The organism is Streptomyces albiflavescens (genome assembly GCF_014645835.1).
GTDB lineage: Bacteria > Actinomycetota > Actinomycetes > Streptomycetales > Streptomycetaceae > Streptomyces > Streptomyces albiflavescens.
In genome coordinates this window covers 106,983-129,641 of record NZ_BMMM01000027.1, presented here as the reverse complement: position 1 = coordinate 129,641, position 22,659 = coordinate 106,983, and the positions used below count along the sequence as shown (strand labels likewise).

The following is a 22,659-nucleotide window of genomic DNA, read 5'->3' as shown; positions in this document are numbered from 1 at the left end:
GCGCCGCGTGCCGTGTCCAGCTGTGGGAAAACGACAGTTGTCGCCGGCTCCATGGCCTGTGACGCGGTGCTCCTCGGGCCTGAACACCCTCCGCACCCGTCCTCGGATCGGCGGCGTCGCCGCACGCCGTCGGTGTCCTTCGCGCTCCCGAACCGTGAACGACCCTCCGGTGTCCGCGAGTTCATCAGTCGATGACCGCGTGAGTCGGACATGGTTGCCGAGGTGTCGGACTCGGCCGCTCGCACGTGATCCGGAACTGGCCTGGATGTAGCCGCACCTGACCATCCCGTAGGTGTCACTGCACGTCAACAGATCGCGCTCGCACAGCTGTTGAGCGACATCGCTCTGTCCGGAAGACGGCCATCGCGCTTGCGGTTTGGAATTCAGTACTCGTAGACTTCATTGGAGAATGAATAACTCGCGGGGTGCTGTCAGCGGACGGCGTACCCAAGGAGGAAACATGGAATCGATTGACACGGGCGTGAAGGCGGCGGCCCCGCCCGGTACTTCGCCCGGCCCGGGGTCCGTCGCCAACCCGGCGCGCTGGGTGATCCTCGCCGTCACGCTGTCCGCCATCTTCATGCAGATGCTGGACACCACGATCACGATGGTCGCCCTGCCCTCGCTGCAGAGCGACCTCGGCTCGACCTTCGCCGAGATCCAGCTGGTCGTCGCGGTCTACTCGCTCGCGTTCGCCTGTGTGCTGGTGACGGGCGGCAGGCTCGGCGACATCTACGGCCGCCGCAAGATCTTCCTGATCGGCATGCTGGGCTTCACCCTCGCCTCGGCGCTGTGCGGCGCGGCCCCCAGCTCGACCTTCCTGATCGCGTCCCGGGTGCTCCAGGGCATGTGCTCCGGCCTGATGTTCCCCCAGGTGCTGTCGATCATCCAGGTCACGTTCTCGGCGAAGGAACGCCCCAAGGCCCTTGCCATGTACGGGGCTTCGGTGGGACTCGGTACCGTGCTCGGGCCGGTACTCGGCGGCTGGCTGATCCAGCTGAACATCATGGACACCGACTGGCGGGCGATCTTCTACGTCAACCTGCCGGTCGGCCTGATCGCCCTGCTGCTCGGCCTGGCCAAGATCCCGGAGTCCTCGGGAGGCGGCGCACGACGGCTCGATGTCACCGGTGCGGTCATCCTCAGCGCCGGGCTCTTCAGTCTGATCCTGCCGCTGGTCATCGGTCGTGAACACGACTGGCCGGGCTGGAGTTTGGTACTCCTGGTGCTGAGCCCGCTCGTGCTCGCCGAGTTCTTCGTGTACGAGAACAAGCTGTCGAAGCTGGCCGACAGGTCACCGCTGGTGCCGAGCGGGCTCTTCAAGGAGCGGTCGTTCACCGTCGGGCTCGTGATCAGCGTGGTGTTCTTCGCCGGTATCCCGTCCTTCTTCATGGTCTTCTTCATGAGCCTGCAGATCGGCTTCGGCTACACCCCGATCTCCGCGGGCCTGGTCAGCCTCGGCTTCGCCGCGCTCATCGCGGTCGGCTCCGCGCGCTCGGCGGCCGTGGTCAAGCGGCTCGGCACCAAGACCCTCGCGGTCGGCACCGGGCTGTTGCTCGTCGGCATGTCCGGTGTGATCGGCACGCTGCACTGGGCCGGATCGGACCTGCACGGCTACCAGTTGATCCCCTCGCTGATGATCGCCGGGCTCGGCGGTGGCTTCTTCCTCGCCCCGTGCACCGGGATCATCCTGGCCGGCATCCGCTCCCGTGAGGCCGGTTCGGCATCCGGCATGCTCGCCACCGTGCAGCAGGTCGGCATCGCGATCGGAATCGCTGTCGCGGGCATTCTCTTCTACGGGCTGCTCGGCTCGAACGCCGACGGTGCCAGCCGAACGGCGCTGCCGGAGCTGCGCAGCGACCTGGCGGCGGCCGGTCTTTCGGAGGCGCAGCAGGCACAGGTCACCGCCGGTTTCCAGACCTGCTTCCACGACAAGATGAACCAGAAGGACCTGACCGCGACACCGGCGAGCTGCGCGGCCATCGAGAAGCAGATGGCGAACGCGCCCGTGCCGGCGGAGACCAAGGCGAAGGTGCAGGCCGCGGTGCTCGGCAAGGCCGTGCCCGAGGCGCGCAAGTCCAACTTCGGCGACAGCTTCGAGCAGGTCGTGTTCTGGCAGATCGGCTGCTTCGGCCTGTCCTGCCTGCTGGTCCTCGCCCTGCCGAAGATCCGTCCCGAGGACGTCCAGGACGTTCCCGGGGGCGCCTGACCGAGCCCGTACACGCCCGTACGCCCGTACGCCCGTACGCCCGTACGCCCGTACGCCCGTACGCCCGTACGCCCGTAGGCCCGTAGGTCCGGATGCCCGGATGCCCGGACACATGGGCGCATGGACGCACGGGCACCGCGCCCGCGCCGACCTGGCGAGCGATGTCGACGCATCGCTCGCCCCGGCCGGGATCCGCTGACAACACCGCGTACATCGCTGAGAAACAACACGCGTACACCGTTGAGGAACGACCGAGGAACGAGGGCCGGGGGCCGGGGGAGGTGCGCCCGGTCCCCCTTCCCTTTCGGCGCCGGCCGCCCGCCGTGGCGGCGCGCCCACGCCTCCGTCTTCGCCTCGCCTCCAAGCCCCCAACACCCGTGCCCCCGCGGTGAAAGGACGAACCGTGTTCTCGGTTCTCACGCTCGGCGTGGCCTCGGCCCTGGCGTACGCCGGTGCGGCCGTCGCACAGCGGGCGGTGGCCTCGTACGTGAGCGAGCGGGGACGCCGCGGGGTGCTGCGCGGCGCCGCCTGGTGGGTGTCGCTGCTGCTCAACTTGCTGGGCGCGGCGCTGCACACGGCGGCGCTGCGCTTCGGTTCGCTCGTCGCCGTGCAGATGCTCGGCGTGCTGACCCTGGTGGCGGCTCCGCTGTTGTCCGCGACCGTACTGCGACGACGTATGACCGGAGCCCAGTGCTCCGGCATCGCCTTCACCGTGGCCGGTGTCGCCGGACTGCTCTTCCTCACGCGTTCCGCGCAGTCCAGCCGGACGCTCGCGCCGTCGGAGACGGCGGGCGTCGTCGGTCTGACCGTTACGGTGCTCGCGATCTGCACGGTGGCCGCCGCGGTGGGCCGTCGCACGATGACCACGAGCCTGTGGTACGCCGTCGCGGCCGGCGTCGCCTTCGGTGCCGCGTCGGCGCTGACGCAGACCGCGGTCCTGAAGCTCACGGACGACGGCGCGCTACGGCTGCCGGTCTCGGCCGTCGCTCTCACGATCGGCGTGATCTGTCTGGCGGTGGGAGGCCTCGTCCTGTGCCAACTGGCCTACCGGGGTGGGCTGGAGGCCCCGCTGGCCACCATGACCCTGGTCAATCCCGTGTTCGCGGCGGTCATCGGCGTCGTGGTCCTCGGGGACCGCTATGCCACCGGAATCCCCGGCGCGTTGGCGGGGCTCGCCGCGGCGGCCGCGGCGGGGCGGGGCGTCTTCGTGCTGGCCCACACGCGTCCCGAGGCCCACACGCGTCCCGAGGCTCGCACGCGCCCGGAGGTACATGGGCGCCCGGAGGCACCTGTGCGTTCAGAGGCCCACACGCACCCCGAGGCCCACACGCACTCCGCGGCGACCGTCCCGGAGCGGCGGCGGCTATCCCTGGGACAGCCGGTCGAAGTGCACCTCGATGGCGGGCACGAACCACTCGATGAGTTCCTCGAAGTCGAGCGAGGCAAGCGGCTCCGTCTGGAGGACGTACCGCAGCATCACGAGGCCGGCGAGCTGCGCGGACACCAGTGAGGCGAAGGCGGGGGTGCGGTCGCTGTCCTCGGGCGCGATGCGCCGGACGCAGGCCGCGAAGCTGTCCTCGATCTGGTCCCGGAAGGTCTTCGAAGTCGCCTCGTCCGACAGCCCGGTCCGGTAGATGGCGATCAGCGCCGGCCGGGTCGACTCGTCCTCCCAGAAGGCCAGGAACGTGCGCGCGACCCGCTCACCGCGGCGCTCCAGGACCGGCTCGGCGTCCGGGGCGGTCAGGGAGTCGAAGAGGGCCGACACATCGAGCCGGGACGAGACCGCGTCCTGGAACACGCCTTCCTTGTTGCTGAAGAAGTGGTGGATGAGGGCCGGGTCGACCTGCGCCTGCTGGGCGATGCCCCGCATGGTGGTGCCCGAGTAGCCCTTGGCCGCGAAGAGTTCGAGCGCGGCGTTGAGGATCTGCTCCTTGGTGCTGCTCTGTCCCGGGCGTCGGCCGCCACCGCGCGAAGGCGACCGGCCGCGGCGGGCGGCAACGCCCGGCTGTGCGTCCGCCTGCGTGGCACAGGGGATCCCGTTTCCGGTGCTCACCAGTCCCCCTTCGGGTGTTAATTCATGCGTGTAGGAAATCGACGATATCAGCATCCCACATGGGAAGACTCCCCGGTAGGGAGCATTCCGGCAGTCCGTCGCGGTGTCGAGTCCCCCTCGCGAACCGGCGCGGGAGCTGGCCGGATTCGATCAGCGGACCGCGCCGCCGCGGGACCCGCGCGCGCCGACGCGACAAGGAACCGCCGTCCCCGGCCCGCGCGGGCGAGCTTCAGCGGGGCGGCGGTTCCTTTGCCCGAATTCTTTCAGCTACCCGTGGGGTCCCTGTCTACCGTTCGACGTCGGGCAGGACGGTGGCCCCCCGGGTGAGCACCCGTTGGACCATGTACGGCGCCCTGCGCTTGGCCCACAGCAGTACCTTGACCCGTTTCAGCGGGGTGAAGTTGTAGTAGCGGTCGGTGGGATCGCCGAAGGCGAAGAGCGGCGGGACGAACGACGCGCTGTCCAACTGGCCGAAAATCCGCTCGGCCGCCGCGCCCGGTGCCAGCCGGTTGTCAGCCACCTGCCGTGCCAGCTGGACCATGTCGTCGAACAGGGCGACGAAGCCGGGGTAGACGGGGAACCAGAATCCCGCGCCCCGGTGGCGCTCCAACTCCCGCCACTGGTCGGGCCGTCCGGGCCGGACCAGCGCGTCGTTGCGGGCCCGCTTGAGCGACAGGGCGGCGAACATGGAGTGCAGCAACCAGACCCGGCAGAAGGCGTTCCAGAGCCGGAAGTCGGTGGTGGCCGTCAGCGCCGTGCGCAGCAACCGGTCCCCGTGCTCGATCAGCGACGCCTGGAACGACTCGAGGGGGCGGAAACGCTCCACCGACCAATCGCCGCTGTTCGCCGCGGAGATGAGGTGCGCGGCCGCCTCGTGGACCAGTTCGGCCGTCAGGGTGACATCCCTGGAGAGCGTGAAGTCGCAGCGCACGGCGGAGCGTTCGAGGACGACGAAGCCGTCGCCGAGGGCCGCGTTGGCGCCGTACTGCCACGGCTCCGAGCCCGTCCACGGGCGGACCGGCGTCGCCTCGCGGAACTGCCACTCCAGGTCCGGGAATTGACGTATCAGCTGCTGGAAGTCGTCCTCCGGCGACGCCGAACGCTGCGGCCACAACTTGGCGTCGAGACTCACCGCCACGCTGGTCAGCGAGGTCTCGCCGGTGCGCTGGTCGCCGAACGGGACGAGCTGGATCCAGCCGCCGGGGAAGACCACCTGGGTCGTGCCGCCCGTCCAGGGGGTGCCGCCCTTGCCGGGGTCCACCCGCCGCTCCAGCGGCCGTACGCCCCGCAGGTGCGCGGTCAGCACCCGCGAGGAGTGCCGCAGCGGGCGCAGCGCCGGATCGGGGCCGAGCCGGCGCAGCATCGGCGCGTCGGGCCCGGACATGTCGACCACGAACGCCGCACCGACGCTGCCGCCGTCGGCCAGCTCGACGGTGAAGTCGCCCGCGTCGCCGCGCACTTCGGTGAACGCCGGGCGCCCCTGCGGCACCTTGGCGCCGTAGCCCACGGCGAGCCGGTGCACCCAGGCGTCGACGTCGGGCCGGTACAGATGCGACTCGCCGTGCTCGCTGGGCACGTTGAACTGCACCACGTGGTGCGGCCGTACGGGGGCGCCCGGGCGCGCGTACACGAAGCCGATGCTGGACTTGATCCCCGAGGTCCTGCGGACCTCGGGGGGCAGCTCTGCGAAGTGTCCGAGCGCGGACAGCTCGGGTACGCCGTAACGGCGGGCGAGCAGTTCGAAGACCTCCGCGGTGTACGGGACGGTGGTCTCGCCCGACGGGGTGGTGGCGTCGTGCGGCGAGTCCACCAGGACCACGTCGATCCCGGCGCGGGCCAGGATCGCGGCGAGCATGCCGCCCCCGAGGTGGGCGCCCAGGACGGCGACGGTGTGCCGTGCCGGGTTCCCGGGACGGCCGGGTGCCGGCGCGGGGCCGGTCTCCGGGGTGACGGACGGGCCGGACTCGGCCCTCGCTGCGGGAACCGGGCCGGAGCCGCCGCTCGGTTCAGGGGAGGGAGCGGCGGGAGTCGATGCGGCTGCCGGTTCCACGGAGGGCGTGGCCGCGGCTTCGACGGCCGGGACGGCCTCGCGCGTCGGTTCGCCGCGCCGGACGGTCTTCGGCGTCGGCATGGCGGGCTGGGCGGTCTTGGGGGTGGGTACCGCGGGGCGAGCGGTCTTCGGGGTCAATGCGGCCGGCCCGGTGGTCTTGGGCGTGGCAACGGCACCCGGCGCCGCAGGCTGTGCCCGCCCCGCGGGGCGGCTGCCCGCAGTGGGAGCGGGCACGGCACTCGGCTCGGCGAGCCGGCCCGGTGTGTGTGTCGGCTTGGCGGGCCTGTTCGTCCTGCGTGAAGGGCCGACCGCCGGGGCCGTCTCCGTCGCCGGCTCGTACGGCAGGGCCGACTCGGCCGCCGCCACCGTCTCGGCGCCCTCCGCCCAGCTCTGGTCCGCCGGTTGGGCGGGGCCCGCGGTGGGTGGTCGTTCCGTGTGTTCGTTCCGGGGCATGGGCCCGTCCTCCCTCATGAGTGCCTGCGGAAGCGGGAACGCAGGAAGCCGCCGAGCGCGCCGGCCACCACGGGGCCGGTGTCCGCGGCCGCCGATCCGCGCTTGGCCCAGTGCATGGTGCGGATCATGCGGGCCGGGTTGGGGTTGTAGAAGCGGTTCGCCGGGTCGTGCAGACCGAACGGCGGCGGCGCGTAACCGTCGTCCTGCAGCAGGTCGAACAGCTCGCCGGTGGCCCGGTCGGGCGTCATCAGACCGGCCTCGACGTCCCGGCAGGCGGCCCAGGCGGCATCGGTGATCTTGTTGAACCCGACGCTCGCCGGGAACAGGGCGCCGGGGTGCGGCTGCGCCTCCAACTCCCGCCAGATCAACGGGTCCTTGGACCGCTGGAACCGTACGAGCGCGTCCTGGGCGTTGAGCGTGCCGAGCACCGTGCCGAGCGCCCACATGCGAAACGTGCCGTTCCACATCCCGTAGTCGCGGAAGGAGGTGAAGGACGACGCCACCACCTCGTCGTGGGCGCGTACGAGACCCTGCTGGAGCGTCTCGATGTGCCCGAACCGCTCGGCGGAGAAGTCGTCGTCCTTGGCCGCCTCGATCAGCCGCCAGGCCAGCGAGTTGACCACGTCGGTGGTGTTGGTCAGTCCGCGCGAGTACAGCGCGTCCACGAAGCCCGCGGCGTGCGAGGTCAGGCAGAAGCGGTCGCCGACGACCTGGTGCGAGGAGTACTGGAGCCGCCCCGTGGACACCCAAGGGCGGGCCGCCTTCGCGTGCCTGAACTGCGGGGCCACGTCCGGGAACCGCTCCAGGAACTGCGCGAACTCCTGCTCCGGCGGCAGATCCGTCTTCGGGTGCTTGCGCGGGTCCAGGGTCAGACCGACGCTGCACAGCCGGTTGGTGGCGCCCCGGTGGTTGTCGAACGGGATGACCCACACCCAGCCGCCGTCGAAGACGTGGTGCAGGGTGCCCTGGTGCCAGGGGCTCGGGTTGTCGTGCTTGCGCCCGGCCGGGCAGTCGTCGTACGGGCGCACCCCGATCATGTGGGTGAAGAGGGTCCGCGAGTGCGTGCGCTGCTGGGGCACCTCGTCGCGCAGCGCGAACTTCTTGGCCAGCGGCGAGTTGTGACCGCCCGCGTCGACGACGTACCGGGCACGGATCGCGGGGCCGTTCTCCACCGCGAGGGTGACCCCCGAGCCGTCCACTTCGACGTCCGACACCCGGGTGCCCAGGCGCGGCACGGCGCCGTAGCGCACCGCGACGTTGAACATGTAGGCGTCGACGTCCTGGCGGAACATGTGCGACTCGGTGGACAGCGCCACCGGAATCACGAACTGGTTGATCTCACCGGGGTCCTGGGCCTCGCCCTCGCGGTGGTAGACGAAGCCGAAGTTGCGCTTCTGGCCGGAGTTCGAGGACACCTTGGAGCGCATCGTGGAGAAGTGGCTCAGATGCGCGATCTCCGGCACTCCGTAACGCGCGGCGAGGATCCTCAGCATCACGGAGGTGTACGGGATGGTGGACTCGCCCACCGCGAAGCGCGGGTGGGTGCCGGCGTCGATCAGGACCGTCTTCACCCCGTTGCGGCTCAGGATGGCCGCGAGGATGGAGCCGGCGATTCCGGCGCCCAGGATGGCGACGTCATGGACGGCCTTGTCGGGCAAGCCGGACGCGGGCAGCGGTTGCATGATGCTCGTTCCTCCAGAGGTCGGGGCGGAGTTGTGGTGCCGGGGGCCCGGGCCGCGCGGCCCGGACCCCCGGGCGGTCATGCCTGGTCCGTCGGCCGCTCGGGGCCGGACGCGACGCTGGTCGCCGGGTACCTCTCCTCGATCAGCTCGTGGAGGAAGGAGCCCCAGTGGATGCCGGGGCAGGCGAAGAAGTCACGGCTGTTGATCTCCAGGCCCAGATCGTCCCGGCAGCGGCTGATCAGCTCCATCACCATGAGGCTGTCCAGGCCCATGTCCGCGAGCCGGGTGTCCTCGGTGAGGGTGTCCAGCTCCAGGCGCAGGATCTCCGAGAGCTGGACGCGGATGTACTCGTTGAGCTCGGCAAGACGTTCCGTGCGGCTCAGGCCGAGCAACCGGGCCGTCAGTGGGCCCAGTTCGGCGTCCTGCGTCTGGTCCGTGGCCGGGGCGCTGCGGATCTCGCTGAGGATGGGCCGCTCCCGCCGCGCCTCCATCAGGTCGCGGAAGAGGGTCCAGTCCGCCGAGCACACCGTCCGGTGGGCGACCGAGTCGACCACGGCCTCGCCGAGCAGCTCCAGGGCGTGGTCGGGGTTGAGCTGGTGCAGCCCGATGGAGCGCAGGAACGCCATCACCGAGTCGTCCGCCAGCCCCGACCGGGCCGCCCACGGTCCCCAGCTGACCGTCGTGGCCGCGAGGCCCTTCAGCCTCCGGTAGTACGCGAAGGAGTCCAGGAAGGCGTTGGCGGCCGAGTAGCCCGCCAAGTGCTGCGAGCCCCAGACCGAGGCGATCGAGGAGAAGGAGACGAACAGGTCCAGGTCCTGGTCGACGGTGGCGTTGTGCAGTGCCCAGGTGCCGTCCACCTTCGCGTGCAGGCAGCGGTCGTACGTCTGCGGGTCGCTCTCCCGCAGGAACTGCGGCTCCGACAGGCCCGCCGCGTGCACCACCCCGCGCAACGGCCGCCCGGACAAGCCCAGTTGGTCGGTCAGGGAGCGCAGCGCCGTCTCGTCGGCGGTGTCCAGCGCCACCACGCGTACGTCGGCGCCCTGGGCCTCGATCCGACGCACCCCGGCGATCCTGGCGGCGGTGGTGTCGTCGTGCGGCTCGTCCCAGGCGGAGCGGTCCGGCAGGCCCGTCCGGCCGGCCAGCACGACGGTGCCCGCGCCGCTCTGGGCGAGCCACTCGCCGATCAGCAGGCCGAGGCTGCCGAGACCGCCGGTGACGAGATAGCTGCCGAGATCGCTGAGGTGCGGCGCCGGACGCTCCGCGGACTCCTCGCGCGAGCCGGCCGCCACCAGCCGGGGCACCAGGACGGTGCCGCCGCGCCGGGCCGTCAGGTCCTCGGCGGTCGGGGTCGCGAGCAGGTCGGCGATCCGCTCCGCCTCGTCCGGCTCGCCCGCCGGATCCAGGTCGAGGAGGCCGCCCCACAGCTCGGGGTGCTCCAGGGCGGCCACCTTGCCCAGGCCCCACAGCGGGGCGGCGGGCAGACAGATCTCGCTCTGCTCGGGCCCGGTCCACTGGGCGCCGCGGGTCACCACCCACAACTGGGTGGCGGCCTCCTCGACGGCCAGCTGCCGGGTGGCGGCCAGGAAGACGTGCTCGGCCTCGGCCCTGGCCTGCCCCACGGACTCGGCGTCGTAACCGGCCACCGGCAGGTCCAGGCCGCTCAGCAGCACGAGATGTCCGTACGGCCGGCCCGCCTCGAGGGCTCGCAGAACCGCTGCCGAGGACGGCTCGGCCTGCGTGACCACCGCCCCGCGCAGCGTCAGTTGCTTGGACACGGCCTCCACGAGCCCCGTGTCCGCGCCGCCCGAGCCGACCAGCAGCACCCGCTCGTCGCGCAGGCTCCGCTCGCCGAACGCCTCCGGGTCGGCCGGGCGCCAGACCTGCTCCCACACGGTCTCCGCCCGCGCGCTGCGTGCGACCTCCGGTGCGGGCTGGGTCGACGACCGCAGGTGGACGTCCCGCATCATGATCAACACGCTGCCGTCGGAGCCGAGGATCTCCAGTCCGCCGCGGAGTTCGCCGTCCTCCTCGGCCGGGTCCAGCCAGCCGTGGATGTAGCGGCGGGTGCCCTCGGGCACCGCCGTGGGCACCGGTGTCCCACCGGTCCCCGGGGCCTTTTCCGACTGACGCAGCAGTCCGAGCGTCAGGTCAAGGAGGGCGCCGCGGGGCAGTTCCTCGGCGGCGCGGTTGACCTCGGCGAGCACCTCGCCCGGTCCCTGATAGACCTCGTTGAGGACCGGCTCGGCCCAGCCGGGCACCACGATGTCGGCGGGGTCGACCGGCGCACACCGGGTGCGTACGGCATCGAGGTCGCCGTCGGCTCGCCGGGTGTCGGTGGGACGGCGCACCAGGACACCGCGGGCGTGCAGCCGCCAGCTGCCGCTCTCGGCGGAGTCGACGCCGTGCCGGGAGAAGCAGAGGAACAGCGAACGGCCCTCGTCGTCCTGCGGCAGCACATAGACCCGTATCTGCGCGGGCCGGTGCTCGGGGTCGAGAAGCAGTGGCTCGCCCACCACGAAGCGGTCCACGAGCCGGGGCTGCGCGCCGGGCAGTTTCGCGGCGCCCGTCAGCGCCCAGTTGCAGAAGCCGCCCGCCGAGACGGACCGGCGGCCGTCCGGGCCCGTCTGCACGAACACCTCGGACAGTTCGTCGAGTTGGGGCGAGAAGGTGGGCGCGCCGGACAGCAGATGGCCCTCGAAGAGCGCACCTGGGGCATCGTCGGCCGCGTACTCGGGGGCGCCGCCCTGCGCGTCGTCGTTGAACCAGTACCGCTCGCGCTGCCAGGGGTAACTGGGCAGCGAGGTGCGCCGCGGCCTCTCGTCGCGGTGCACCGCGGTCCAGTCGACCGGTACGCCGCGGTGGTGCAGCGCGCCCAAAGCCTGGCCCACGATGTGGGTGTCCTCGCGGTCCCGGCGCAGCGACGGGATCCAGCCGACGCCGTCCTCGGGCAGGCAGCGGGCGCCGAGACCGAGGAGCACCGGCGCCGGGCCGAGCTCCAGGAAGGTACGGCACCCCGTCTCGTACAGCGCGGTGACGCCGGCGTAGAAGCGCACCGGAGCGAGCACGTGCTCGGACCAGTAGGCGGGGCGCAGCTGTTCGGGCCCCCACTCGCGGCCCGTGACGTTGGAAATGATCGGGTACTTCGGCTGATGGAACGTCAGGGTCTCGGTGACCTGGCGGAATTCGTCGATCATCGGGGCCATCAGCGGGGAGTGGAAGGCGTGCGAGACGACGAGCCCGCGGTGCTTGACGCCGCGTCCGGCCAATACGTCGACGACCTTGGCGACCTCGTCCTCGGGGCCCGAAAGCACCACGTCCGTCGGCCCGTTGACCGCCGCGACCGCCACCTGCGGCACCGGACCGGCCTCGGCGATCGCCGCGCGGACGGTCTCCTCGTCGCAGACCAGGGTCTCCATCACACCGCCCGCCGGCAGCGCCTCCATCAGCCGGGCGCGGGCCGTGACCAGCTTGGCGGCGTCGTCGAGGGAGTGCACACCGGCGACGCACGCGGCGGTGATCTCGCCCAGGCTGTGCCCGATCAGCGCGGTCGGCCGGATGCCCCACGACTCCCACATCTTCGCCAGCGCGTACTCCACGGCGAACAGGGCGGGCTGGGTGAAGCCCGTCCGGTTGATGCGCTCCCCGTCGGACAGGACGGGGCCGAGCGGCTCCACCAGGTAGCGGTCGAGCGCCTCGACCACCTGGGCGAGCGCGTCCGCGAAGACCGGCTCGGCGGCCGCGAGGGAGGCGGCCATCCCGGCGTACTGCGAGCCCTGGCCGGTGAACAGCCAGCCGAGCCGGCGCGCCTTCGCGCCCGACGGGCCGTGCGTGGTGACCTGGTCGGCGCGCTCACCGGCGGCGAACGCGGCCAGCCCGGCGGCGAGTTGCTCGCGGTCGCCGGTCACGCTGAGCCCGTGCTTCATCCGGGCCCGCCCGATGTGCGACGAGTAGCAGATGTCCGACAGGGTGCGCGCGTCCGCCGCCCGCACCCGGCTCTCGTACGCGCCGGCCATCGTGCGCAGCGCCTCGGGGCTGTTGGCGCTGAGGGTGAGCAGGCCCACCTCGCGCGGGGTGCCCTCGCGGGGCGCGGGCTGCGGCGCCTCGGCGAGCACGGTGTGCGCGTTGGTGCCACTGGCGCCGAAACTGCTCACCCCGGCGATCCGTGGGCCGTCCGGCCAGACGGTCTCCTCGGTGGTGACCGTCAAGTTGATGGCGTCCCAGGGGACTTGGGGGTTCGGGTTGTTCAGGTGCAGATGCTTGGGGAGCGTGTCGTGCTGCAGAGCCAGGACGACCTTCAGCAGGCCTGCCGCGCCGGCGGCCGGCTCCAGATGGCCGATGTTGGTCTTCACCGAGCCGACGAGCAGCGGTCGTCCGGCCGGCCGCCCGGTGCTGGTGACCGCGTTGAGGGCCTTCAGCTCGATCGGGTCGCCCAGCTGGGTGCCGGTGCCGTGCGCCTCGACATAGGTGAGTTCGGCGGGGGAGACCCCGGCGTCCTTGAGCGCGGAGGTGATGACGTTCTGCTGCGCGGCGGGGTTCGGGACCGTCAGCCCGCTGCTGCGCCCGTCGTGCTCCGTCGCCACACCCCGGACCACCGCCAGCACGCGGTCCCCGGCGGCCTCGGCCTCGCTGAGCCGCTTCAGCACGAACAGCGCGCCGCCCTCGCCACGGGCGTAGCCGTCGGCGGAGGCGTCGAACGTCTTGCAGCGTCCGTCGGGCGACAGCGCCCGCAACTTGCTGACCAGGACGAAGCCGTACGGGGAGAGCATCAGGTTCACCCCGCCGACCAGCGCCATGTCGCAGGCACCGGAACGCAGCGACAGGACAGCCTGCTCCAGCGCCACCAGCGACGAGGAGCAAGCGGTGTCGATGACCATGCTGGGACCCTGGAACCCGAAGGTGTACGAGATCCGGCCGGCCAGGAAGCTCGGCTCGCCGATCAGCTGATAGGCGTCGACGTCCGCCATCGAGCCCTTCTGCTGCCGCATCCGGACGTAGTCGCTCGTACTGGCACCGAGGAAGACGCCGACCCGGCTGCCCTCCAGCTCGCTCGGCGGCAGGCAGGCGTTCTCCATGGCCTCCCAGGCCAGTTCGAGCACAAGCCGCTGTTGCGGGTCCATGCCCGCGGCCTCACGCGGCGAGATCCCGAAGACGGTCGGATCGAAGGTGTCCACCGGGCCTTCGAGGAAGTTCCCCGACAGCGTGTACGCGGTGCCCGGGTGGTCAGGGTCCGGGTTGTAGAAACCCGCGATGGAGTGCCGCTCCTCGGGGAACTGTGACGTCGAGTCGCGGCCGTCGGCCAGGGACTGCCAGAACTCCTCGGGCGTGGCGCCGCCCGGCAGCCGGCAGGAGAGACCGATCACCGCCAGGGGCTGTGGCTGTTGGAGCTCCTGGACCCGGGCGCGCAGACTGCGGATCGTGCCGAGGGAGTCCTTGAGCCGGCCGCGGAGGACGTCCTGGCTCGGCTGCTCGGCTTGGCTCTTCGTCATCAGTTCTCCTCAAATCCCAGCGCCCGTGAGTCGGAGATCTCGGCCTCCAACTGGCGTAGCAGTTCGTCGTCGTCGAGGTCGTCCAGGTCGTCGGCGGGCTCGGCACCGGCCTCGTCGAGTTCGACCGGATCCGCGGCGGCACCCTCGGAACCGGCGGCCGGATGGCCGAGCTGCTCCAGCAGATGCCCGGTCAGCGCCAGCGCGGTCGGGTGCTCGAAGGCCACCGTCGAGGACAGCTCGGTCTCCAGCTCGCGGGACAGCCGCAGCCGCAGCGTCAGCGACATGACCGAGTCCATCCCGAGTTCGAAGAAGCCCTGGTCGGCGCGGAGTTCGTCCTCCGGCAGGCCGAGCACCCCGGCGACCTGAGCGCACACCCAGTCGAGCATCCGGTCCCGGCGCTGCACCGGGTCGAGCGAGCGCAGCCCGGCCACGAACTCGGTGCCGCCGGTCTGCCGCGCCGCCCCCAGGACGGCACGGAACAGCTCCCGGTGCGGGGCGTCGGCGAGCGCGCTGCCGAACAGCTCCCAGTCCACGTCGGCCACGCACGCGTGCACCGTGTGGTCCCAGGCAAGGAGGTCGAGGGCGCTCACGAGGTCCCGCTCCCGCAGCGGGGCGACCCCGCTCGACTTCAGCAGTAAAGTCGTCCGTTCGTCGAGGAGTTGACTGCCTTCGAGCGGCATCAGTTCGATATGCGTCACCGGCAGCCCGCTCGCCCTGCGCCGCGCCGCCAGCGCCCGCAGCGACCAGTCGGACGGCGCTGCCGCACCCGTGACGGCGCCGCCCCAGGTGCCCGGCACCGAACCCAGCAGGACGAAGAGGCGTACCGGATCCTTGGCGGTCAGCCGGTGCAGCAGCTCGGCCGTCTCGGCGCGGTTCCACTCGGCCCGCAGCGCGGCCTCGGTGGTCTCCTCCAGCGGGGTGGCCTGCTCCGGAGCCGCCGCGCACAGCACGCCCGCGATCCCGGTGTCCGCCCGCAACTCCTCCACGAGTGCGGTCAGTTCGTCCCGCGAGCCCTGGGTGCGTACGGTGCGGACCTCGGCCCCCGCGGCACGCCACTCGGCGACGCGGTCCTCGACGGACAGCCGCTCGGCCTGCTCGGGCTCCGTGTCGGCGAGCACGATCCTTCGGGCGCCGGCGCCGACCAGCCAGTCCACCGCGGGAGGCACCAGGGCGCCGCCCGCGCCGGTCACCAGATGCCAGCGCTCGGCCGACAGCGGCCGCTGCTCGGTCCGGCCCGGTGCGTCGGCCCGCACCAGCGAACCGACCTGGACCGATGAGTGCTCCACCCGGATGTGCTCGTCTCCCGGTGCGCACAGTAGCCGCGTCACCAGCGTGCGCAGCTCCTCGGCGCTGCCCCGGCTCAGGTCGACATGGCCGCCCCAGGCCTCGGGGCGGGTCATCGCCAGGGTGCGGCCTAGCCCGGCATGGGCGCCCTGGTTGCCGTCGGGGAAGCCCTCGTGACCGGCCGGCAGCAGGGCGTGTCGGGTGACCAGCCACAGCCGGGGCGGTGTCCCCTCGGCATTGGCCAGGGCGGCGGTGAGCGCGGTGGTGACGCGCCGGCCGTCGGGGCGCGAGTCGAGGTCCTCCAGGGGCCACAGGTCGCAGATCCCGGTGGTGCCCTCGTTCGCGTGGACCGCGAGCAGCGTCTCCCACTCCGCACGGTCCGTCGGGTTCAGGACGAGACCTTCTCCGTCCGGTACGTCCACCGAGCGCACCCGGCGCACCTCGCAGCCCGCGGCCCGCAGCCCGTCGGCCACCGTGCCCGCCAGGTGCTCGGTGTCACCACACACCAGCCAGCGCGTCGCGGGCGCGACCTGCGGACCCTCCCGGCCGGCCGGGCGCTGGCCCGCGGCGTTCCACTCCATCCGGTACAGCAGGTTCGCCATCCGGTCCCGGTCCGCGTCCGCCGCGGCCGGTGCGGGGTCGGCGGCCAGGCGCAGCCCGGTCAGCTCCACCAGGGCACGTTGCGCCGCGTCGAACACGGTCACGTCCGCCTCGGGCTGCCCGTCCGCACCCGCGCGGACCGGCCCCCGGGACACCCGTACGGTGCCCTCGACCGCGGCCCGGACCCGGACCGCCGCGATGACGGCGGGCAGAGGCTCCGCGTCGGACGGTTCCGCGGCGCCGTCCGCGACCAAGTGCAGTGCCAGCCGCAGCAGATCGGCGGGCAGCCTGTGCCGGGAGGCCCCGTCGGGCAGGTCCACGGTGACGTCCGCACCACCCCGGCCACTGCCGGCCGACCGCACCCCGAGCCCTGGGAAGCGGTCGGCCAGCGTGGCCCGGAGGGGCTCGTCGTCGGCCAGTCGCCCTGGGCCGGGGGCGTCCGAGGCGGGCCGCGTCGAGGCATCGGTCGATGCGCTCAGCGCGGGTCCGTGACCGTCCCCGTCCCCGGACAGCGGGCGCAGTACGACCGTGCCCTGCCGGGTGTCGACCACGGCCTGCAGGTCGGCCCGGCCTTCCGCGTCCGCGCGGGGCGCGGTGCCGAACCGCACGTCGTCGAGCGCCGGCGCCGGGGAGCCCGTCGCCGCGGCGCCGGCGAGGGCCGCCTCCAGCAGCGCGGGAACCGACACCGTCGTACGGGATCCGGAGCCGCTGATCTGCCAGGGGCTGCGGGTGCCGTCGACCGTCACGGGAAGCAGCGCCGTCCATGCGGCGGTCGTCGGCCGCACCGGAGCGCCGACGAGGGCGCCCGATCCGGTGGCGCGGTCCACGGGTGTGTCCGGCAGCCAGTGCTCCTTGCGCTGCCACGGATAGCCGGGCAGATCGACCACCGCGCGGCCGGGGCCCGCGAAGGCCGCCCAGCCGACCGGGGCGGCCTGCGCGTGCAGCGTGCCCAGGCTTGTGAGGAGCGTGCCCACCTCGTCCTCGTCGCGCACCAGCGAGGGGAGCACCACTGGGCGTTCCACGCCGGCGGCCTGCAGGGACTCCTCGGTTCCGGAAACCAGTACCGGGTGCGGGGACACCTCGACGAACACCCGGTCCTGCGGGTCCTCGACCGAGCTCACGGCATCCTGGAAGAGCACGGTGTTGCGCAGATTGCGGCCCCAGTACTCGGCGGTGAGCGCGGAGCCCGCGACCTCGCCGCCCGCCACGGAGGAGTAGACCGGGATGCGGGCCTCGGAGGGAACCAGGTGCGCGAGCCCGGACACCAGCCGCTCCCGCAGCGGTTCCATCAGCGGCGAGTGCGGGGCCACCGGCACCTTGACCCGGCGGACGAACACATTCGCCTCGGTCAGCTCCTCGGCGAGCTCCTCCAGGGCGTCCACGTCACCGGCGACGACCGTGGTGCGCGGGCCGTTGATCGTGGCGATGCCCAACTTGTCCTCGTACAGGACCAGATACGGCGCAAGCTCCTCGCGGGGCAGCCCCACGACGATCGAACCGCCGGTGCCGACCAGTGTGTCGAGCAGCCGCGAACGCAGGCACAGGATCTCGGCGGCCTGCGCCAGGGTCAGCGCCCCGGCGGCCCAGGCGGCTGCGACCTCGCCCATGCTGTGCCCGACGACCGCCTCAGGGACCACGCCCCAGCTGCGCCACAGCTCGACCAGGCCGACCTGCACCATGAAGATCAGTTCCTGCGGGATGCCCTCGTCGAACGGGCGGCTGTCCGGCTCACCGCGCAGCGAGGCCAGCGGGGACCAGGCGATCCACTTCCGCATCTCCTCCTCGCAGGCCAGCACCGCGTCCCGGAACACCGGCTCGCTCTGCAGGAGTTGCCGTCCCATCCCGGCCCACTGAGAGCCGAATCCGGAGAAGACGAAGACACAGGACCGCTCCAACTCGGCCGACCCGGTGAGGACCTGAGGATGCTCCTCGCCCTTGGTCAGGGCGCGCAGTGCCGAGCGGACGCCGACGACGTCCTGGCCGACCACGACGGCCCGGTGGTCGAGATGGCTGCGGCGCGCGGACGCCGTGTATGCCAGGTCGGCCAGGGCCCTCGCGTCTCCCGACTCCAACAGCGCGAGGTACTGCTTGGCGGCATCGGGCAGTGCCGACGCCTGCGCGGCGGAGAGCGGCAGCGCGAAGCGGGCCGGCGGCTCGGGGCCCGACTCCTCGGGAGCCGCGGCCTCGGCCACCAGGATGTGCGCGTTGGTGCCGGTGAAGCCGAAGGAGCTGACGCCCGCGATCCGGCGCCGCCCGTCCTCGGGCCACCGCTCGGCGCCCTCGGCGATCTCCAACCCCAGCTGTTCCCAGGCGACCTGGCGGGTCGGTGTGGTGGTCACGCCGATGTGCGGGGCGATCCGCCCGTAGTGCACCGACAGGACCGCCTTGATGAGCCCGGCCATCCCGGCCGAGGCCTCCAGATGCCCGATGTTGGGCTTGGCGGAGCCGACCAGGAGCGGTGCGCCGTCGGCTCCCCGGGGGCGCAACGCCTGGGCGAGCGCGCGCAGTTCGATGGGGTCGCCGAGCGGAGTGCCGGTGCCGTGCGCCTCGGCGTAACCGACGTCGCGTCCGCTCACACCTGCCTGCTCCAGGGCCTGTTCGATCAGCGCCCGCTGCGCGGTGCCGTTCGGCACGGTCAGCCCGCTGCTGGCGCCGTCCTGGTTCACCGCGCTGCCGGGCAGCACCGCGTAGATCCGGTCACCGTCGGCGAGCGCGGTCGACAGCCGCTTCAGTACGACCGCTCCGGAGCCCTCGCCGCGCAGATAGCCGTCGGCCGCCTCGTCGAACGTACGGCAGTGGCCGCTGGGGGAGAGGGCGCCGCCGGCCGAGACCGCGACCGGGATCACCGGGCTGAGGATCACGTTGACACCGCCGGCCACCGCGAGGTCGCTCTCGCCCTGGCGCAGGCTCTGCATGGCCAGGTGCACGGCGGTCAGCGAGGACGAGCAGGCGGTGTCCACGGCCATGCTGGGCCCGGTCAGCCCCAGGAAGTAGGAGAGCCGTCCGGACGCCCCGGCGAAGGAGTTGCCGGTGCCGTAGTAGAGGTCCACGTCCTGGAGATGGCTGCCGATGTGCTGGGCGTGGTCCGAGCTGTTCATGCCGACGAAGACGCCGGTCGCGGAGCCGCGCAGCCGGTCCCGGGTCGCCCCGGCATCCTCCAGGGCCTCGTAGGCGACTTCGAGGAAGAGCCGGTGCTGCGGGTCGAGGCTGCGGGCCTCGCGGGGCGAGACGCGGAAGAACGCCGCGTCGAAGCCGCGTACGTCGTCGAGGTAGCCGCCCCGCAGCGAGGTCATCGTGCCGGGTGTCCACGGCCCGTCGGACAGGAATGCCTGCCCGTCCCAGCGGTCCGAGGGCACGTCGCGGATGACTTCGCGGCCGTCGAGCAGGAGCTGCCAGTAGTCGCGAACCGAGGGGCTGCCGGGGAAGCGGCAGCTCATGCCGACCACGACGATGGGGTCGTCGGCGGGGGCCTTCACCGGGGCGACTTCCACCGCGGGAGCCGGTTCCGCGGTCGGCGCCTGCGGTGTCTTCTTCGCGAGCACCTGCGGCAGCAGATGATCGACCAGCTCGTCCAGACAGGGACGTTCGAAGGGGGTGGACAGAGGGATGTCGAGGCCGAGCCGCAGTCCGAGGCGGTCCACGAACTCCACGATGCTCAGTGAGTCCAGACCGAGGTCGGCGAAGCCGCGCCGGGGCGGGATGCGACGGCCCGGGTCCTGGCCGAGGATCTCCGCCAGCGTCTCGGACGTCAGCCGCATCAGGGACCGGCGTTCGCGGTCGGTGCTCGCCGCCGTGCCGGTGGCGTCCGGGGTGGCCCCGGGCTCCGTCGCATCCGTGGCCGTTCCGGTCCCGTCCGCCACCGTTCCCGCCGGGGGATGGAACGGGACGGTGGCGGACGAGTCGGCTTCCCGGTCGGCCCCGAGGGGGGGTGGGGCCATGACCGGGGCGGGACCGCCGGAGCCGAGCGGCTCCGGCGGAGTCGTGGGCGCGCCGGTGGGCGTGCCGTTCAGTTCGAGCTGCTGCGCGGGCCCGAGCGGCCTGCCCGAAGGGTCGAGCAGCTGCACGGCGAGCCGGGCGGGCCCGACCTGCGCGTCGGGCACCGCACCCGGGGCGTACTGCGTGCCGGGCGTGACCTCGGGCAGCCAGAACGACTCGTGCTGCCACGGGTGCCGGGGCAGCTCCGTGAGCCGGCCCGGGGCCAGGTCGGCCCAGCGGACCTCGGCGCCCGCACAGTGCAGTGCGGCGAGCGAGGAGAGCAGCGTCGCGGGCCCGTCGGCGTCCCGGCGCAGCGATCCGACCGCGACGCCCTGGCGTCGCAGCGCCTTCAGGGCATCGGTCAGCGGGCGTACGAGGGTGGGGTGCGGGCCGATCTCGATGAAGTCGGCGCCCATGTCCTGCAGCAGGCCCCGCACGGCGGGCCAGAAGCGGACGGGACGCAGCACGTTGGCGGCCCAGTACGCGGCGTCCAGCGTGGCCGGCGGCTCCTCGGGCCAGACGGTCGACACGAACGCCTCGGGCCGGGCCGCCGCCGCCAAGTCGCCCAGTTCCGCGCGGAGTTCCTCGGCGAAGGGCGCCATCGCCGGGCTGTGGAACGCGTAGTCGCCGGGCACGAACCGCGCGGTGACGGACCGCTCGCGCAGCAGCGAGGCGATCGCGGTCAGGTCGTCCTCGGAGCCGGCGAGCACCGTCGAGGCGGGCCCGTTGACCGTGGCGACCGTGACGGCCCGCCCGGTTCCGGCGGCGACCTCGACCGCCTCTTCCTCGGAGAGTGCCACCGCGAGCATCCGCCCAGTGCCCGCGGCGGCGGCCATGATGCGCCCGCGCCGCACGGCGAGGTCGAGCGCCGTGGGCAGGTCGAGGGCGCCGGTGAAACAGGCGGCGGAGATCTCGCCGAGGCTGTGCCCGACGACCTTGGACGGCTCCACACCACGGGAGCGCCAGACCTCGGCCACCGCCAACTGCACTGCGACAACGGCAGGTTGAGCCAGCTCGGTGGCGGCGAGATCGCTGTCGCCGAGCAGCTCGCGCAGACCGGGCAGGCCCGCCTCGCGCAGCACCGCGTCGCTCGCCTCCAGGCGGGCCGCGGCGACCGGCTCGCGGTCCCACAGGTCCAGGCCCATGCCGCGCCACTGCGAGCCCTGGCCGGAGAAGACGAAGACGGTGCGGTGGCGCCGCCGGGGCTCGGCGGTGCCGGTGACGGTGCGCTCGTCGGGGTTGCCCTCGGCCAGTTCGAGCAGCGAGGCGCGCAACTCCTCGGCGTCGGCGCCGATCACGGTGGCGCGCGCCTCGTGGTGGGTGCGCCGCACCGCCGCGGTGTGCAGGACATCGGCCAGCGGCCGCTCCCCGTCGAGGGTGCCGGCCAGGTCGCGCGCGCGTTCCTGGAGGGCGGCCTCCGTGGAGCCGGAGAGCAGCAGCACCCTCGGGGCGTCCGCCTCGGGAGCACTCGCTTCGGGCGCCGGCACGGGCGCGGACAGCAGCAGATGGGCGTTGGTGCCGCTGAGGCCGAAGGCGCTCACGCCGAAGAGGGTGTCCTCGGTCGCGTCCAGCGGCCTGGCCTCGGCCGAGATGCTCAGCGGCCCGTCGGTCCAGGGGATGGCGGGGTTGGGCGTGCCGAGGTGCAGCTGCGGTGGGACGACCCGGTGCCGTGCGGTCAGCACGGTCTTGATCAGGGCGGCGACACCGGCGGCCGCGTCCGTGTGCCCGAAGTTCGCCTTGTGCGAACCGATGTGCAGCTTGCGCCCGGGGTCACGGCCGGGGCCGAACACCTCCGACAGCGCGAAGGCCTCGATCGGGTCGCCGAGTGGCGTGCCGGTGCCGTGCGTCTCGACGAACGCGACCTCGGCCGGGGTGGCGTCCGCGCGCTGCAGAGCCTCCCGCAACAGGGCTTCCTGCGCGGAGGCGTTGGGGACGGTCAGGCCCGCGCTGCGGCCGTCGTGGTTGAAGGCGCTGCCCCGGATCACCGCGAGTACCTGGTCGCCGTCGGCGAGCGCGTCGTCGAGCCGCTTCAGTACGACGACGCCGCAGCCCTCGCCGCGCACGATGCCGTCCGCGTCGGCGGCGAACGGCTTGCACCGCCCGGTGGGCGACAGGGCCTGCACCTTGCTCATGAAGATGGACAGCTCGGGGGCGGCGAGGACGTTGACGCCGCCCGCCAGCGCGGTGTCGGCCTCGCCGCTCGCCAGTGCGCGGCAGGCCAGGTGGACGGCCACCAGGGACGAGGAGCACGCGGTGTTCACGGCGAGCGCGGGGCCGTGCAGCCCCAGGGTGTAGGCGACCCGGCCGGGCGCGAAGCTGAACTCCTTGCCGCTCGCGTAGTACGGGTCGATGGCCTTCACACCGCGCGTCTTGGAGTGCAGCAGTGTGTAGTCCATACCGAGCATGCCGAAGAACACGCCGGTGCGGGAGCCCGCGAGCTGGGGCTTGGTGAGCCCGGCGTGCTCCAGGGCCTCCCAGGAGACTTCGAGCAGGAGCCGCTGTTGCGGATCCATCTCGCGTGCCTCGCGGAACGAGATGCCGAAGAAGTCGGCGTCGAACCGGTCGAGCCCCGGCAGCACTCCCGCGTAACGGCAGTACCCGGTGCCCGGTGCGGACCCGTCCTCACTGATGTACTCGGGACCCCAGCGCTCCGGGGGGATCTCCCCGATCACGTCGACGCCGTCGCGCAGGACGTGCCAGAAGGACGCGGGATCGACCACCCCGCCCGGATAACGGCACCCGATGCCGACAAGGGCTATGGCCGGATCGGTGGTGATTCCGTTGCGGGCGGGCATGGATCCCCCTCCAGGAGTGCGACAGACGGATGGTGCGGACGGAAGTCCGGGTCCGGGTGGCGGGAGGGGCGT

The 22,659-nt window shown here is 72.6% G+C and carries 6 protein-coding genes and 1 pseudogene; 2 read left to right on the top strand and 5 right to left on the bottom strand.

The window, feature by feature from the left end; all coding sequences use genetic code 11:
- Nucleotides 1-460 precede the first annotated feature (460 nt).
- Complete coding sequence (locus tag IEY95_RS44690) at nucleotides 461-2,209, top strand: MFS transporter (RefSeq protein WP_189192038.1); 1,749 nt, start codon at nucleotides 461-463, stop codon at nucleotides 2,207-2,209.
- A 388-nt stretch (nucleotides 2,210-2,597) separates the two neighbouring features.
- A pseudogene (locus tag IEY95_RS49825) lies at nucleotides 2,598-3,386 on the top strand (DMT family transporter); the annotation flags it as partial.
- 186 nt (nucleotides 3,387-3,572) lie between these two features.
- Here the strand turns inward: IEY95_RS49825 and IEY95_RS44685 are convergent.
- The 5 genes from IEY95_RS44685 to IEY95_RS44665 all read right to left on the bottom strand — a co-directional run bounded on the left by IEY95_RS44685 (nucleotide 3,573) and on the right by IEY95_RS44665 (nucleotide 22,587).
- Entirely contained in the window at nucleotides 3,573-4,262 is a 690-nt protein-coding gene (locus IEY95_RS44685; protein WP_189192037.1) for a TetR/AcrR family transcriptional regulator, read from the bottom strand.
- Between the two features lie 286 nt (nucleotides 4,263-4,548).
- The gene (locus IEY95_RS44680) at nucleotides 4,549-6,765 is read right to left on the bottom strand and encodes an NAD(P)/FAD-dependent oxidoreductase (protein WP_189192036.1); all 2,217 of its coding nucleotides are present in this window, start codon (nucleotides 6,763-6,765) and stop codon (nucleotides 4,549-4,551) included.
- Between the two features lie 14 nt (nucleotides 6,766-6,779).
- On the bottom strand, nucleotides 6,780-8,447 hold the full coding sequence (locus tag IEY95_RS44675) for an NAD(P)/FAD-dependent oxidoreductase (protein WP_189192035.1): 1,668 nt from the start codon (nucleotides 8,445-8,447) through the stop codon (nucleotides 6,780-6,782).
- Between the two features lie 77 nt (nucleotides 8,448-8,524).
- Nucleotides 8,525-13,933, bottom strand: a complete 5,409-nt coding sequence (locus IEY95_RS44670; RefSeq protein ID WP_189192034.1) for a type I polyketide synthase — start codon at nucleotides 13,931-13,933, stop codon at nucleotides 8,525-8,527.
- Nucleotides 13,933-22,587, bottom strand: coding sequence for a type I polyketide synthase (locus tag IEY95_RS44665; protein WP_189192033.1), 8,655 nt, complete (start codon nucleotides 22,585-22,587; stop codon nucleotides 13,933-13,935). The genes IEY95_RS44670 and IEY95_RS44665 overlap by 1 nt, the downstream gene beginning before the upstream one ends.
- Nucleotides 22,588-22,659: the final 72 nt, after the last annotated feature.